At 68.8% G+C, this 13,581-nt stretch carries 16 protein-coding genes; 10 read left to right on the forward strand and 6 right to left on the reverse strand.

Features of this window, described 5'->3' with window-relative positions; all coding sequences use genetic code 11:
* Positions 1-40 precede the first annotated feature (40 nt).
* Together paaK and paaI are read right to left on the reverse strand one after the other, a co-directional pair.
* Positions 41-1,351, reverse strand: coding sequence for a phenylacetate--CoA ligase PaaK (gene paaK / locus IWX89_RS14190; protein WP_196904251.1), 1,311 nt, complete (start codon positions 1,349-1,351; stop codon positions 41-43).
* Positions 1,352-1,381: 30 nt separating this feature from the next.
* Complete coding sequence (paaI, locus tag IWX89_RS14195; RefSeq protein WP_196904201.1) at positions 1,382-1,810, reverse strand: hydroxyphenylacetyl-CoA thioesterase PaaI; 429 nt, start codon at positions 1,808-1,810, stop codon at positions 1,382-1,384.
* Between the two features lie 115 nt (positions 1,811-1,925).
* Between paaI and paaA the strand changes: the two genes are divergently transcribed.
* Genes paaA through IWX89_RS14225 form a run of 6 tightly spaced genes read left to right on the forward strand, consistent with a single transcriptional unit; the run spans position 1,926 to position 6,646 of the window.
* Positions 1,926-2,921: a 1,2-phenylacetyl-CoA epoxidase subunit PaaA gene (gene paaA, locus IWX89_RS14200; RefSeq protein ID WP_196904202.1), complete on the forward strand. Its 996-nt coding sequence runs from the start codon at positions 1,926-1,928 to the stop codon at positions 2,919-2,921.
* Positions 2,921-3,226, forward strand: a complete 306-nt coding sequence (paaB, locus tag IWX89_RS14205) for a 1,2-phenylacetyl-CoA epoxidase subunit PaaB (protein WP_134509343.1) — start codon at positions 2,921-2,923, stop codon at positions 3,224-3,226. The genes paaA and paaB overlap by 1 nt, the downstream gene beginning before the upstream one ends.
* The gene (gene paaC, locus IWX89_RS14210; protein ID WP_196904203.1) at positions 3,223-4,122 is read left to right on the forward strand and encodes a 1,2-phenylacetyl-CoA epoxidase subunit PaaC; all 900 of its coding nucleotides are present in this window, start codon (positions 3,223-3,225) and stop codon (positions 4,120-4,122) included. The genes paaB and paaC overlap by 4 nt, the downstream gene beginning before the upstream one ends.
* 11 nt (positions 4,123-4,133) lie before the next feature.
* Positions 4,134-4,661 (forward strand): 1,2-phenylacetyl-CoA epoxidase subunit PaaD, encoded by a 528-nt coding sequence (gene paaD / locus IWX89_RS14215; RefSeq protein ID WP_307836575.1) that lies wholly within the window; start codon positions 4,134-4,136, stop codon positions 4,659-4,661.
* Positions 4,662-4,663: 2 nt separating this feature from the next.
* Positions 4,664-5,845, forward strand: coding sequence for a 1,2-phenylacetyl-CoA epoxidase subunit PaaE (gene paaE, locus IWX89_RS14220; protein WP_196904204.1), 1,182 nt, complete (start codon positions 4,664-4,666; stop codon positions 5,843-5,845).
* A 27-nt stretch (positions 5,846-5,872) separates the two neighbouring features.
* Positions 5,873-6,646 (forward strand): enoyl-CoA hydratase/isomerase family protein, encoded by a 774-nt coding sequence (locus IWX89_RS14225; RefSeq protein ID WP_196904205.1) that lies wholly within the window; start codon positions 5,873-5,875, stop codon positions 6,644-6,646.
* A gap of 78 nt (positions 6,647-6,724) precedes the next feature.
* On the opposite strand, the gene IWX89_RS14230 is transcribed toward IWX89_RS14225, so the two are convergent.
* Positions 6,725-7,894, reverse strand: a complete 1,170-nt coding sequence (locus IWX89_RS14230) for a hypothetical protein (protein WP_196904206.1) — start codon at positions 7,892-7,894, stop codon at positions 6,725-6,727.
* Positions 7,895-8,306: 412 nt separating this feature from the next.
* On the opposite strand from IWX89_RS14230, the gene IWX89_RS14235 reads away from it, so the two are divergent.
* The gene (locus tag IWX89_RS14235; RefSeq protein WP_196904207.1) at positions 8,307-8,960 is read left to right on the forward strand and encodes a hypothetical protein; all 654 of its coding nucleotides are present in this window, start codon (positions 8,307-8,309) and stop codon (positions 8,958-8,960) included.
* Between the two features lie 135 nt (positions 8,961-9,095).
* Here IWX89_RS14235 and IWX89_RS14240 read toward each other — a convergent pair whose 3' ends face one another.
* Both IWX89_RS14240 and IWX89_RS14245 read right to left on the reverse strand, forming a co-directional pair.
* A complete protein-coding gene (locus tag IWX89_RS14240) occupies positions 9,096-9,350 on the reverse strand; it encodes a hypothetical protein (protein WP_231383321.1) in 255 nt (84 codons plus the stop codon).
* A 62-nt stretch (positions 9,351-9,412) separates the two neighbouring features.
* Positions 9,413-10,357 (reverse strand): NAD(P)/FAD-dependent oxidoreductase, encoded by a 945-nt coding sequence (locus tag IWX89_RS14245; RefSeq protein WP_196904208.1) that lies wholly within the window; start codon positions 10,355-10,357, stop codon positions 9,413-9,415.
* A 90-nt stretch (positions 10,358-10,447) separates the two neighbouring features.
* On the opposite strand from IWX89_RS14245, the gene IWX89_RS14250 reads away from it, so the two are divergent.
* Positions 10,448-11,041 (forward strand): helix-turn-helix domain-containing protein, encoded by a 594-nt coding sequence (locus IWX89_RS14250; RefSeq protein WP_196904209.1) that lies wholly within the window; start codon positions 10,448-10,450, stop codon positions 11,039-11,041.
* A 61-nt stretch (positions 11,042-11,102) separates the two neighbouring features.
* On the forward strand, positions 11,103-11,516 hold the full coding sequence (locus tag IWX89_RS14255) for a GreA/GreB family elongation factor (RefSeq protein ID WP_196904210.1): 414 nt from the start codon (positions 11,103-11,105) through the stop codon (positions 11,514-11,516).
* 225 nt (positions 11,517-11,741) lie between these two features.
* Here the strand turns inward: IWX89_RS14255 and IWX89_RS14260 are convergent, their stop codons facing one another.
* A complete protein-coding gene (locus IWX89_RS14260) occupies positions 11,742-12,671 on the reverse strand; it encodes an EamA family transporter (RefSeq protein WP_196904211.1) in 930 nt (309 codons plus the stop codon).
* 115 nt (positions 12,672-12,786) lie between these two features.
* Here IWX89_RS14260 and IWX89_RS14265 point away from each other — a divergent pair, with 115 nt between their 5' ends.
* Positions 12,787-13,455, forward strand: coding sequence for a hypothetical protein (locus IWX89_RS14265; protein ID WP_196904212.1), 669 nt, complete (start codon positions 12,787-12,789; stop codon positions 13,453-13,455).
* Positions 13,456-13,581: the final 126 nt, after the last annotated feature.

Here is a 13,581-nt window from a genome sequence, read left to right on the forward strand (position 1 = left end):
CGTTATGGTGTCATGTCGTCTTTGCGCCTGGGCAGGCAGCTCAGCGCAGGTCGTAGACGCGCTTGTGCTTGCCCGTGCTGCGCTCGAGCGTGCCCGGTTCGACGATCAGCACGCTCACGCTCGAACCGATCAGGTCCTTGATCCGGTGGATCAGCAGCGCGCTGGCGATGTCGGATGCCTCGTCGCTGGCGTGCTCGTGGCGTTCGATCCGCACGGTCAGCTCGTCCATCCGGTTCGGGCGGGTCAGCTCGATCACGAAGTGCGGCGACAGGTGGGGGATGCCGAGCACGATCTCCTCGATCTGGGTCGGGAACAGGTTCACCCCGCGCAGGATGATCATGTCGTCGTTGCGCCCCGTGATCTTCTCCATCCGGCGCATTCCCGGCCGGGCGGAACCGGGCAGCAGCCGGGTGAGGTCGCGGGTGCGGTAGCGGATGACCGGGAACGCCTCCTTGGTCAGGGAGGTGAACACGAGCTCGCCCTGGGTTCCGTCGGGGAGCACGAGCCCGGTGTCACCATCGATGACCTCGGGCAGGAAGTTGTCTTCCCAGAGGTGCGGGCCGTCCTTCGTCTCGATGCACTCGTTGCCGACGCCCGGGCCCATCACCTCGCTCAGCCCGTAAATGTCGAGGGCGTCGAAGTCGAGGCGGTCCTCGAGCTCGAGCCGCATCTGGTTGGTCCACGGCTCCGCGCCGAGAACGCCGGCCTTGAGGCTCGAGCCGCGCGGGTCCATGCCGGCGGCGACCATCGCATCCGTGATCGTCAAAAGGTAGCTGGGGGTGGACATGATGACGTCGGGCTCGAAGTCCTGGATCATCTTGACCTGCTTGTTGGTCTGGCCGCCGGACATCGGGATCGCCGTGGCGCCGAGCGCCTCGATGCCGGCGTGCGCGCCGAGGCCGCCGGTGAAGAGCCCGTAGCCGTAGGCGTTGTGCACGCGCATGCCCGGCCGGACCCCGGAGGCGCGGAGGCTGCGGGCGACGAGCCCGGCCCACATGGCGAGGTCGTTCTTGGTGTACCCGACCACGGTGGGCAGGCCGGTGGTGCCGGAGGAGGTGTGGATTCGGGCGACCTGGTCCATCGGCACGGCGAACATGCCGAACGGGTAGGAGACCCGCAGGTCGTCCTTGGTGGTGAACGGCAGCAGGTTCACGTCTTCAAGGGTTCGGATGTCGTCGGGGTGCACTCCGGCGGCGTCGAACTTGCGGGTGTACAGCGGCACATTCGCGTAGGCGAGGCGCACGGTCTTCTGCAGGCGACGCAGCTGCAGGGCCTGCAGCTCGTCCCGCGACATCCGCTCCTCCGGGTCGAGCTCATCGAGGGCGGGGGCGTGCAAGCGGGTCTTGGTCATCGTTGACATGGGGCCTCCAGGTTGATGTGGTTAATTGCCGGCCGGCGCGGGCAGGGGAAGGTTGGTGGTGCGGCTTCGACCGCGGAACTCCGCGACCGGCACGTTGTGATCATTGGTGACGCGCACGTCGTACAGTCCGGACCGCCCGCTCTTTGTGCGAAGCACTGCGGTCGCCGTGAGGGTCTGCCCCACGGCCGTCGGCTTGAGGAACGTGATGTCGGCGCCGGCCGCGAGCGTGACGTGGTGGTCGTCGTTGCAGGCGATCGCGAACGCCGTGTCGGCCAGGGCGAAGACGATGCCGCCGTGGGTCACGTCGAACCCGTTCATCATGTCGTCCCGGAGGACCATGGACACCACCGCGCGGCCCGGTTCCGCCGCGCGGACGACCATGCCGAGTGCTGCCGATGCCCGGTCATTTTGCATCATGGCGCCGTTGGAGGGCGGTGAAGCATCCGTCATCTGGTTCTCCTCATTGAGTTCCGCTGGCCGCAACGCGTGGTTGTGGGGGTAGTAGGGAAACCATATACTAACTGAACGATCGGTTGGTAAAAGTTCGCGAAACCAGGAGTCAATGATGACAATCCCGCCAGTTCCCTACGATATTGCCCCGAGCCCTGCCGCCGGCGTGTCACCGGAAGAGCAGCAGTTCAACGACCTGATTGCCGCCGATTCCCGGATCGAGCCGCGCGACTGGATGCCGGAGGCGTACCGCAAGACCCTTGTGCGCCAGATCTCCCAGCACGCGCACTCCGAGATCATCGGCATGCAGCCGGAGGGCAACTGGATAACTCGGGCGCCCAGCCTCAAGCGCAAGGCCATCCTGCTGGCCAAGGTGCAGGACGAGGCCGGCCACGGCCTCTACCTCTACTCCGCGGCGCAGACCCTCGGGATCACCCGCGACGAGATGACGGATGCCCTCATCGCCGGCAAGGCCCGCTACTCCTCGATCTTCAACTACCCGAGCCCGACCTGGGCCGACATGGGTTCGATCGGCTGGCTCGTCGACGGCGCCGCCATCTGCAACCAGGTGCCGCTCTGCCGGGCCTCCTACGGACCGTACGGGCGCGCCATGGTGCGCATCTGCAAGGAGGAGTCGTTCCACCAGCGCCAGGGCTTCGAGATCCTGCTCGAGCTGATGAACGGCACCGACGAGCAGCGGGCGATGGCCCAGGAATCGGTGAACCGCTGGTACTGGCCGGCCCTGCAGATGTTCGGCCCGCCCGACGACGACTCGCCCAACTCGGCGCAGTCGATGAAGTGGAACATCAAACGGTTCTCCAACGACGAACTGCGCCAGCGCTTCGTCGGGATGCTGGTGCCGCAGGCCGAGGTTCTCGGCGTGACGCTGCCGGATCCCGACCTGCGCTGGAACGAAGAGAAGGGTGTGTACGACATGGGCGAGATCGACTGGACCGAATTCCACGAGGTGCTCCAGGGCCGGGGACCGGCGAACGCCCGGCGCCTCCAGCGTCGCCGCGACGCCCACGAGAACGGCCGCTGGGTGCGCGAGGCCGCGGCCGCGTACGCCCGTAAACAGGCCGCGAAGCTGACCGAGACGGCGGTCGCCTGATGAGCGCACCCGGTGCATCCGAGAAAGAGGTCTGGCCCCTCTGGGAGGTCTTCGTGCGTTCCAGCCGTGGCATCAGCCACACCCACGTCGGCTCGCTGCACGCCCCCGACGCCACACTCGCCGTGCGCAACGCCCGCGACCTCTACACCCGCCGCAACGAGGGGGTCTCGATCTGGGTCGTGCCCGCCGAGGCGATCACCACCAGCGACCCCGATGCGAAGGGCGCCTTCTTCGAATCGCCTGCCGGCAAGAACTACCGCCACGCCAGCTACTACTCCAAGAGCGAAGGGGTGAAACACCTGTGAGCACCCCCAGCCGCACGGATGCCGGCACCAACGCCACGAGCGCTCCCGACCGGGGCCACGACCACGGCGAGAACGAGGGCCACGGCGAGGGCCACGGCCACGTCGAGGTCGACGGCGTCGAACTCTCCGCCGAATTGGTCGAGGGACCCTCGGTCGCCTCGCACGACGTCGCCGAATACGCGCTCTGGCTCGGCGACGACTCCCTCGTGCTCGCCCAGCAGCTGGGCTGGTGGATCTCCCGCGCCCCCGAGCTCGAGGAGGACATCGCCCTGGGCAACATCGCCCTCGACCTGATCGGCCACGCCCGCTCGCTGCTACACTACTCCGGAGCGGAATCGAACCGCACCGAAGACGACCTCGCCTACTGGCGCACAGAACCCTCGTGGCGCTCCGCGCACCTGTTCGAGCAGCCCAACGGCGACTTCGCACACACCATCGCCCGGCAGTTCATCGCCGCGAACTACCTGTTCGAGCTCTACAGCCGGCTGGCCGGCTCGGCCGACGCGACCCTCGCGGCGATCGCCGCCAAGGCGGTCAAGGAGGTCGACTACCACCGCGACCACGCCGCCCAGTGGGTGCTGCGCCTGGCCCTCGGCACCGAGGAATCCCGGGCCCGGATGATCACCGGGCTGAGCGACCTGTGGCCGTTCCTCGACGAGCTCTTCGTCGACGAGCCGCTGATCGACCGGCTGGAGGGCGTGGCCGTGCGGCCGTCCACCCTGCGCGGCCCGGTCGAGGATGCGATGGCCCCCGTGCTGCGGGAGGCCGAGCTCGACGAGCCGCGCGGCTTCATCTCCTCCGGCGGCGGCCGACGCGGGGACCACTCCGAGAACCTCGGCCCGCTGCTCGCCGAGATGCAGGTGCTGGCGAGGGCGCACCCCGGAGCGTCCTGGTGACCGAGGCGAAGGTGGCGCCCGCCGCATCCGTCGCCCGCCCGCGGCCGACCGACCTGGCCTCCCAGCGGGCCTGGGACCTGGCCGCGAAGGTCTGCGACCCCGAGATCCCGGTGCTCACGATCGAAGACCTCGGCGTGCTGCGCTCGGTCACGGTCGACGGCACACGAACGACGGTCACGCTGACCCCGACCTACAGCGGATGCCCCGCCATGGAGGCCATGCGGGACGACGTGCTCACCGTGCTGCACGGCGCCGGCTACGACGACGTCACCGTCGAGCTCGTGCTCGCCCCCGCCTGGACCACCGACTGGATGAGCGAGGAGGGCAAGGCGAAGCTGGTCACCTACGGCATCGCCGCCCCCACCGGTCGATCCGGTGTTCGCCCGGCCGGCGCCGTGCGCCTCCAGCTGGCGGTCAAATGCCCGCGCTGCTCCTCTCTGAATACGCGGGAACTCGCCCGCTTCGGCTCGACGTCGTGCAAGGCGCTCTATGAGTGCCGGGACTGCCTCGAACCGTTCGACTACTTCAAGGTGTTGTGACCATGGCCGCACGAAATCTCGGCAGTTCCGATTCAGGCACGACCGTCCTCGACCCGGCCCAGGCGGTCGCGACCCCCGAGGGCGCGCCGGCCGGCAAACGCCGCGGCCGGTTCCACACCCTCACCGTGGCGGAGGTGCGCCCGCTCACCCAGGACAGCGTCGAGGTCACCTTCGCCGTGCCGCCCGAGCTGCACGGGGAATACGACTACGACCCCGGCCAGCACCTCGCCCTGCGCGCCACCATCGACGGGCGGGAGCTGCGGCGCAGCTACTCCATCTGCCGCCCGCGCACCGTCGGCTCGGTGAGCGTCGCGATCAAGCGCGACCTCGGCGGCGTCTTCTCGAGCTGGGCGAACACCGAGCTGCACGCCGGCGACCGGCTCGACGTGATGAGCCCCCAGGGCACCTTCACGACCGCCCTCGACACCCTCGACGACACCCACATCGTCGGCATCGCCGCCGGAAGCGGGATCACCCCGCTGATGTCGCTCGCGCACACCGTGCTCGAGCGCTCCGCCACCTCCCGGTTCACCCTCGTCTACACGAACCGCACCGCGCTCGACGTGATGTTCCTCGACGAACTCGCCGACCTCAAGGACAAGTACCCGGCCAGGCTGGCGCTGCACCACGTCCTGTCCCGCCAGACCCGCTCCTCGACCCTGCTCTCGGGCCGGATCGACGAGGAGAAGCTGCGGCTCATGCTCGCGAGCATCATCCGGCCGGCCGCGGTCGACGAATGGTTCCTCTGCGGACCGTTCGAACTCGTGCAGCTCTGCCGCGACACCCTGGAGAGCGTCGGCGTCGCGCCGGAGCACATCCGCTTCGAACTGTTCACCACCGGCGAGCCGGCCCACGCCGGCGGTGACACCGGCCGGCCGGTGATCGTCGCGGCCGGCGACAAGACCTTCGAGATCGAGTTCACCCTCGACGGGGAGAGCGCCACGGTGACGACACCCGTCAACGCGAAGGAGAGCATCCTGAATGCCGCCCTCCGGGTGCGGCCGGACGTGCCGTTCGCCTGCGCCGGGGGAGTGTGCGGCACCTGCCGGGCCAAACTCGTCAGCGGCGACGTGACGATGACCGAGAACTACGCCCTCGAGCCGGACGAGATCGCCCGCGGCTACGTGCTCACCTGCCAGTCGCACCCCACGACCGACAAAGTCGTCGTCGACTACGACGTCTGACCGATCAGCGTTGAGAGGCCACCAACCGTGATCGAACTGACCATTCGCGACGACGTCGCACACGTCGTCCTGAACGCCCCCGACAAGCTCAACGCGCTGGATCCGGCCGGGCTCGCCGAACTCGACGCCGCCTACGAGGCGGCGGAGACGGCCGGGGTGCGCGCCCTCGTGCTGCGCGGTGAGGGCCGGGCGTTCTGCGCCGGGCGAGACATCGCCGGCGTCGACCCGCGGAGCGACGACGTGATGGGGTTCCTCGGCGAACTCGTCACCCCCCTGCTCAGACGGATGAGCGCCTTCCCGGCCCCCACCTTCGCGGTCGCCCACGGCGCCTGCCTCGGCGTGGGCCTCGGCCTCCTGATCGCGACGGATGTCGTCTATGTCGCCGACACGGCGAAAATCGGCTCCCCGTTCGCCAACCTCGGTGCCACGCTCGACTCCGGCGGGCACGCCCTGTTCGTGGAGCGGCTCGGCGCGCACCGCACCCTCGACCTGATCTACTCCGGCCGGCTCATGTCGGGCGCCGAGGCCGTGGCCGCCGGGCTGTTCAGCCAGGTCTTCCCGGCGGACCAGGTGCGGGCCGCGACCGAGGGAGCCGCGGCGCGTGCCGCGACCGGCGCCACCCAGGCGTTCCTGGCCAGCAAGGAGCTCGTGCGGGCGCTCCGCGACGACCGGCTCGGGCTGTGGGAGAGCGTCGCGGCGGAGAACCGCGCCCAGGCCGCGCTCTGCGCCACGGCCGACTACCGGGAGGGCTTCGCCGCGTTCCAGGAGAAGCGCCGGCCGGTGTTCACCGGCCGGGACTGACCGGGGGGCGGACCGCGTCATCCACGATTGCAGCAGACGGAGCCCAACGAATGCTCGTTGGGCTCCGTCCTGGGGATGTCAGGCGTGTGTCTGCGGAGACTCCCCGACCGTCGGTGACGTTGCTGCGGGCTGCAGCGCATCCGCTTCGGGCCGGGTGCGCCATGGCCGCCGACTGTGGATTGCCAGGAGCTGTGCGCCGAGACCGAAGAACACCATGGCGGCCCATACAACGATGTTCAGCCACGGAATCTGCAGGCCGACGATGAGGATCACGCCGCCGACGAGCGCCTTCAGGACGGGATGTTGGTTCCCGCGGAACAGGAGCCGTCCGAGGTAATACGCGCCGTACACGAACGTCGCGAGCGTGAGCACGATCCACACCAACAGGACGGCAAGCGCGAGTGGTGCGCCGATGATGGAGACGAGGAGGGCCACGAACGCAATCGGTACGGCGATGGATGCCACGAACCCCACGAGCAACGCCTTCCAGGGTGACGGGACGAGGTGGTCTGTCACCCGCTGCAGCAAGCGCGGAACGAGCAGGGCCGCGGCGATGGTGATGAGGCTCAAAGCGACCAGCGCGTAGAGCAATCCGAGAAGCCAGCCGACGAACACGGCCCAGGGTGAGACCTCGACCTGGGGTGGTTGCTTTCGTTCGATGCGCTCCACGGTGCCGCTCACTGCGCCCGCCCTGATGCGTGCGGCGGTGTCGCTTTGATAGGTGACGTTGCCCCCGACCCTTCCGTCAACGGTGAGCTGTCCGGTGCTGACGAGCAGGTCACGGCCGACTTCCCCGGCGATCGCGACGTCGCCCCCTGCACTCACCAGGTCCTTACCGATCGATCCGGCGTCGGTGATGATCACGGTCCCCGCGAACACTGTTCCACTCCGCGAGACGTCACCGCTGATCGTGATGCTGCCCCCGGCAAGACGCACATTGCCGTCAACGGTCCCGGTGATGGTGACGGTCTGGGCTGCGGCGATCACGTCTCCCCTGACGTTGCCGCTGATGGTGACGCTCTGGCCCGACGCATACACGTCGCCGTCGACCTCACCCGAGACGTCGACGGCAAGACCACTGTAGAACTGTGGACCCCGACCGTCGTTCTCTGCAGAAGCCGCGGTCGGCACGGAAAGTGGTTTCGACGTGGACGCCGCGGCGACTGCGGCTGTTCCCGCGGGGAGGATCAGAAGCCCCGCCGCGAGAACAGTGGCGGCGAGCCGCCAGGTGTGTGACAGAACTCTCATTTCGATTCCTCTCTCATACCTCGTGCGTCCGCTTGATGGCACCCGCCAGGTGTCATGGCCGGATGCCCTCGCAACGGGTGGATTCGTGGGGCTGGATGTGGCGGGGTTCGGTCAGCGAGCAAGATACACCCGATGCCGAAGATGCGGCCCGAAAAGCCGACCCCCCAATGGTCAGGGAGCGGCGGCGGCCCCGGGTCGGTTGCGAACGGGGCGATCGCGAAGAAGCCCAGGGTCACGAGCGGGAAGATGACGATCCAGGTGATCATCTTCCGCGATTCGAGAGCAGCCGTATGTCTCGCATCCCATCGGTTGTGCGGCCGGTTGATCACGAGACGGGGCTGAGCAATGGCGGATCGAGTATTCACAGTACGATCGCGACCACATCAACGATGCTTATTCATAGGGGGATCCGATGCGCACTATGAAGCGCGCCAAGCTTGCCGCCTTAGCCGGGTCTATCGTCTTCGCGACCACCATCTCCGCATGCGCGAGCGATGAGGCATCGAGGCCACACTCGGCTCAACAGAGCGTGGAACAATTTGCCGGAATCGTTTTCGACTACGACCCATTGGCCTCTCCGGCCGCACTCGCGGAGCAGAGCAGGCTCGTGGTGACGGGAACGATTGATCGAGTCCAAGAAGGTCGAGTGGAGATCGTCCCAAAGAACGAGAACATACCGGGGATCTCTACCATCGTGCTCGTGCTGAGAGATCCGAAGGCGGTGGTGGGAAGCGTCGATGAACGCACCGATGGCTTGGTGTATGTCGAGTTGCCGAATCCCGGCGGGCACGACCCGGATGCGTACCAGGACGGCTTGCGCGAGGGTTCGAGTGTCGTCGCATATCTCGTTCCAGCATCCGACGGGGTACCCGTAGAGGGTGTGGATACCGCAATCGCCGATCCGAAGGCGGGGCGACCCGCTGGGCAGGCTCTTTACCTTCCCGCGGGACCACAAGCGCTGATCCTCCAGTACGAAAACGAGGCTGTCGTATGGCCCCTGATCGGGGAAGCGCGAGACGGCAGGCTTGAAGACACGTTGCCGGGCGGGAAACTCATCGCACCCTGATGACTTCGGTTCCTCCCTGAGACAGCGCGTATGTTCGATGCATCCATCCCGCCTCGCACGTGCACGTCTCCATCCACGCGCCTGGGACCAGCGGCAGGAAACACCGCCGCCAGTCACTGCGGTCCGCAGGCCGGTTCAGCGGCGGCGGCCCTGGAGCGCGCGGTAGGCGCGCATCAACTGGGGCACTACGAGGTAAACGGCGACCGGCACCACGACGATCGACAGCACGAACGCCCGGAGAACCGGGTTCCAGTCGGTTGCGAACGGGGCGATCGCGAAGAAGCCCAGGGTCACGAGCGGGAAGATGGCGATCCACGTGATCATCGCCCTGACGTGCACGGACGGGGGTACTGACGCGGCGTTGCTCTGGTTCGGCTGAGAAATGGACATGGTTGTTCCTTTCGTTGTACTGCAGTGGTTGTGAACTGAGGGTGGTCGTGAATCGAGCTCGGTCAGGCGGATTGCCGGCCGGCGGATGCGGCGGTGATGTCCTGCTGGAGCAGCCATCCGTTGATCGCGATGGCACTGGCGCTCCCGGCGCCGGCCGCGGTGATGACCTGGGCGCTCGGCGTGACGACATTGCCCGCGGCCCAGACGCCGGGAACGCTGGTCTGGCCGGCCGCGTCGACGGCGACGAGCCCGGTGTGGGGGTCGACCTCGCAGCCCAGGGAGCGCAGGAGATCATCGGTGGGGCGGGGGACGGGCGCGATGAACACGGCCTCGCACTCAAGGGAGTGTCCGTCATCGAGGCTGATCGCGACGGGGCCGTCAATCTCCCCGCCGAGCCGGGACACCGTGCCGTCGACGACCCGGATGCCGAAGGCGGCGAGGTAGTGCCGCTCGGCCGGAGTCAGCTCCATGCCATTGGTCAGGAGGGTCACCCGACCGCTGTACCGGCGCAGAAGCCCGGCCTGCTTGAGTGACATCTCCCGGGCGGCCCCGCCGATCACGCCGATCGAACGGTCCCTCACCTCGTAGCCATGGCAGTACGGGCAGTGGTGCACCAGTGCACCCCATCGTTCGCGTACTCCGGGGATGCCGGGGAGCTCGTCTTTCAGCCCGGGCGCCACGAGCAGGGTCCGGGCGACCTCGACCGTGCCGCCGGCCAGGGTCACGTCGAATCCGCCGTCGTCGCGACGCTCGATTTCGCTCACCGTCGCGGGCTCGATCGCGGCGCCGGAGGCAGTCGCCTCGCGCCGCCCGACGGCCAGGAACTCCGCCGGCGACATGCCGTCCCGGGAGAGAAAGCCGTGCATGTGTGCCGCCGGTGCGTTGCGCGGTTCGCCGGCATCGAGCAGCAGAACGTTCGCGCGGGCCCTCGCCAGCACCAGTCCGGCGCTCAGGCCTGCGGCTCCCGCGCCGATGATTATCACGTCGTGGTGTGTCTTTTCGGTCATTGTCACCACCTCCGCAAGTAGAGTCCCACCGCCGGGGCACGGAGTGGAAGTTTTGTTGCCGAAACAGGGAGGAACTGATTCGATGGGCGCATGAGCACTGCGCAACGCATCGAGACGGCGCTCGGTCAGATCGCGCCCAGGCTGCGCCGAATCCGCCAGAAGAAGGACCTGACCCTGGCCGAGTTGTCGAAGGCCACCGGGATCTCCACGAGCACCCTGTCCCGCCTCGAATCGGGGCAGCGGAAGCCCAGCCTCGAACTCCTGCTGCCCATCGTGGCCGCCCTCGGGGTGCCCTTCGACGAGATCGTCACCCCGCCGAGAATCGAAGACCCCCGGGTGCTCCAGAACTCCACCCGCACCGACGGGCGCACCCTCACCCCGCTGTCGGTGCACCAGGGCGAGCCGCAGGCGTTCAAGATGTCCATCCCCGCGACGGATCGCGACCCTGAGCCGCGAACGCACTCCGGCTACGAGTGGATCTACGTGCTCTCCGGCCGGCTGCGGCTGGTCCTCGGGGAGCACGACATCATCATGGGAACCGGCGAGGCCGCGGAATTCGACACCCGGAACCCGCACTGGTTCGGGTCCACCGGCGCGGGGCCCGTCGAGATCCTGAGCATGTTCGGCAAGCAGGGGGAGCGCATCCACGTGCGCGCCCGTCCCCCTGCCGAGGTTCGCCGGTAGCATGGTGGATTGACCACTGCGGAACGCACGAGCGTTTTGCATACGTTACGGAGAAATCCCCATGACCACAGGAACAGTGTGGGTCCCGCCCAGCGCGCTCGCCTCGATGATCGAGGAACTCGCGCAACTGGCCGCGCACCCCCGTCCCGACGCCGTCACGGCCGGCCGGATCCGCGAGCTGCGCAAGACCCTTCGTCATTCTGAAGCCGAGATCAAGCCGGACGACGGGCTGGTCGAACCGGGAATGAGGGTCACCGCGATGCTCTCCGGCGACACCCGGGCGACCGTGTTCCTGCTCGGGGAACGCGAACTCGCTTCCCTCGATCCCGGCGTGGACATCGACGTGTATTCCCCGTCGTCACCGGTGGGCCGGGCCATCATCGGCTCTTTCGTCGGGGACACCGTCACGTACGCCACCCCCTCCAACCCGAGCGTCCGGATCGAGATCCTCGCCGCCGTCCCCTACACCGGCTAGGCCCCCCGGGCGCCGGGCCTCCCGGCGTGTTGCTCCGCTGGTGCCGGGCGCGGCGCAATATGCTGCCTCTATCTGCGGCTCGCACGCGAGTCGTGGCACCCGTTCGGATTCTCCGTCACAAATCGGGTTTGTGGCCGACGACCCGGACGATGAGTTGCTGTGGGGCTGCCTCGGGTGGCCGCCCCACAGCGACATTCGCCCGGCCGCCACCGTCGCCGGCAGAGATCAGGCGACGGCGAGCATCCCGGCGGCGGCCAGCGCGAGGGCGAGGCCGAGCCACTGCACAGGGGCGATGCGTTCGCGCAGCACCACGGCGGCGAGCAGGATGGTGCCGGCCGGGTACATCGCGGTCAGCACGCTCATCACGCTGAGGTCTCCTGCCCGCATGCCGAGGAGCAACAGGAAGTTGGCGATGACGTCGACCACACCGCAAGCCGCCGCCAGCCGGAGACCCACCAGCAGGGTCGGGCGTCGAAGCGGCGGTGCGGAAGAGAAGGCCGGGGCGCCCGCCGCCTGTGACCGGGCCGCCGCCGGCACAGCCGGCATCCGTCGCCGGCGCAGGCCGGCCAGGGCCAGCCCGCCGACCAGCACGAACATGATCGTGCCGTTCACAGCGCGGTTCAGCACCAGCGGGACCAGCCCGCTGTCGTCGGGGGTCAGGTCGATCATGACCATGAACGCGCCGATCATGGCGCCGGAGCCGAGCGCCATCAGCACCCCGACCGTGCTCGGCCGCACCGCGCCCTTCTCCGGGACGAAGCCGACCAGCACGACCGCCACCAGGGCCAGGCCCAGGGCCCAGTAGCCGATCGGGGCGAGCCGGTCGCCTCCGGCGAGCCCGGCCACCATCGGCACCACCGCGGAGACCACCGCGGTGAGCGGGGACAGGATGCTCATCGGCCCGATCGCGAGGCAGGCGTAGAGGAGGGAGATGGCGACGGCGCCGCTGACCCCGGACAGCGCTCCCCAGAACACGGCCTGCGGGGACCAGACGCCGCCCACGAACGGCAGTGCGACGAGCAGGGCGGCCAGGCCGGATGCCGCGGCGACCGCGGTCACGAGCATGGAGCTCATCCGCTTCGCGGCCAGGCCGCCGAGGAAGTCGGCGCTGCCGAAGATGAGCGCCCCGATGAGGCCGAGTCCCGCTGTGAGCATGAGAAGCCCAGCCTAGCCAGTGACGCGGAGCCGGCGCGGATGCCTGCCCGCCGCATCGACGACCCGCCGCCGGGCCGCCGGGTAGGGTGGGAGCGAACGAGGAGAGGGGGCGACGATGACCACGCGCTGGGCACGGTTCGCCCGCGGCTGGATCGCCGCCCTGTTCTCGACCTTCGTCGCCGCTCTCTCCCACACCCTCGGCGGCGGGTCCGGCCCCGGCCTCGTGCCCGTGGCGCTGTCCCTCGCCTTCGCCGGCATCGTCTGCATCGGGCTGGCCGGCCGCACCCTCTCGGTCTGGCGGGTGAGCCTGTCCGTGGTCGCCAGCCAGCTGATCTTCCACGGCCTGTTCTCGCTCGGTGGCTCGGGCGGTGCACTGGCGACGCCCGCCGCCGCGCCGCACGCCCACTATCCGGTCGCCGTTCCGGTCGACTCGGCCTTGCTCGGCGCGGCCGGTTCCGGCCACCTCGGCTCCAGCGCGATGACGGGAGCGATGCCGGGAGCGATGGCCGGCGGCCCCGCCGACGGCGTCGCCATGTGGCTGGCCCACCTCGCCGCCGCCGCGGTGACGATCCTCGCCCTCCGCTTCGGCGAACGCGCGTTCTGGGGTCTCCTCGAGAACGCGCGCCTGGTCATCCGTGCGCTCTTCGCGCAGCACGCTCTCACTCCGCCGCCGCGGTCGCCGCGCCGCACGGTGACCACCGCTCGGGTCTTCACGCCCCGCGACCTGAGCGTGCTCCTCTCGACCATGCGGCATCGTGGCCCGCCGGTCTCTCTGCCTGCCTGACGCTGCCCGCCTGACGCTCCCGCGTGTCGGCCCCGTGCGTCGGACCATGTCAGACCAGACCGATTGCGCCACCGCGCCGAACCCTCTGCAGGCCTCTTCCTGCGTTCCCGCCGGTGCGCCCCACAG

Source organism: Cryobacterium sp. MP_M3, assembly GCF_015752155.1.
GTDB lineage: Bacteria > Actinomycetota > Actinomycetes > Actinomycetales > Microbacteriaceae > Cryobacterium.

What these genes read in the sequence shown, in the direction of transcription:
- paaA (WP_196904202.1), top strand. Translation starts at nt 1,926, where the DNA reads ATGACAATCCCGCCAGTTCCCTACGATATTGCCCCGAGCCCTGCCGCC.
- paaB (WP_134509343.1), top strand. Translation starts at nt 2,921, where the DNA reads ATGAGCGCACCCGGTGCATCCGAGAAAGAGGTCTGGCCCCTCTGGGAG.
- IWX89_RS14255 (WP_196904210.1), top strand. Translation starts at nt 11,103, where the DNA reads ATGACCACAGGAACAGTGTGGGTCCCGCCCAGCGCGCTCGCCTCGATG.
- paaK (WP_196904251.1), bottom strand. Translation starts at nt 1,351, where the DNA reads ATGACCAAGACCCGCTTGCACGCCCCCGCCCTCGATGAGCTCGACCCG.
- paaE (WP_196904204.1), top strand. Translation starts at nt 4,664, where the DNA reads ATGGCCGCACGAAATCTCGGCAGTTCCGATTCAGGCACGACCGTCCTC.
- IWX89_RS14260 (WP_196904211.1), bottom strand. Translation starts at nt 12,671, where the DNA reads ATGCTCACAGCGGGACTCGGCCTCATCGGGGCGCTCATCTTCGGCAGC.
- paaI (WP_196904201.1), bottom strand. Translation starts at nt 1,810, where the DNA reads ATGACGGATGCTTCACCGCCCTCCAACGGCGCCATGATGCAAAATGAC.
- IWX89_RS14230 (WP_196904206.1), bottom strand. Translation starts at nt 7,894, where the DNA reads ATGAGAGTTCTGTCACACACCTGGCGGCTCGCCGCCACTGTTCTCGCG.
- IWX89_RS14265 (WP_196904212.1), top strand. Translation starts at nt 12,787, where the DNA reads ATGACCACGCGCTGGGCACGGTTCGCCCGCGGCTGGATCGCCGCCCTG.
- IWX89_RS14245 (WP_196904208.1), bottom strand. Translation starts at nt 10,357, where the DNA reads ATGACCGAAAAGACACACCACGACGTGATAATCATCGGCGCGGGAGCC.
- IWX89_RS14250 (WP_196904209.1), top strand. Translation starts at nt 10,448, where the DNA reads ATGAGCACTGCGCAACGCATCGAGACGGCGCTCGGTCAGATCGCGCCC.
- IWX89_RS14240 (WP_231383321.1), bottom strand. Translation starts at nt 9,350, where the DNA reads ATGTCCATTTCTCAGCCGAACCAGAGCAACGCCGCGTCAGTACCCCCG.
- IWX89_RS14235 (WP_196904207.1), top strand. Translation starts at nt 8,307, where the DNA reads ATGCGCACTATGAAGCGCGCCAAGCTTGCCGCCTTAGCCGGGTCTATC.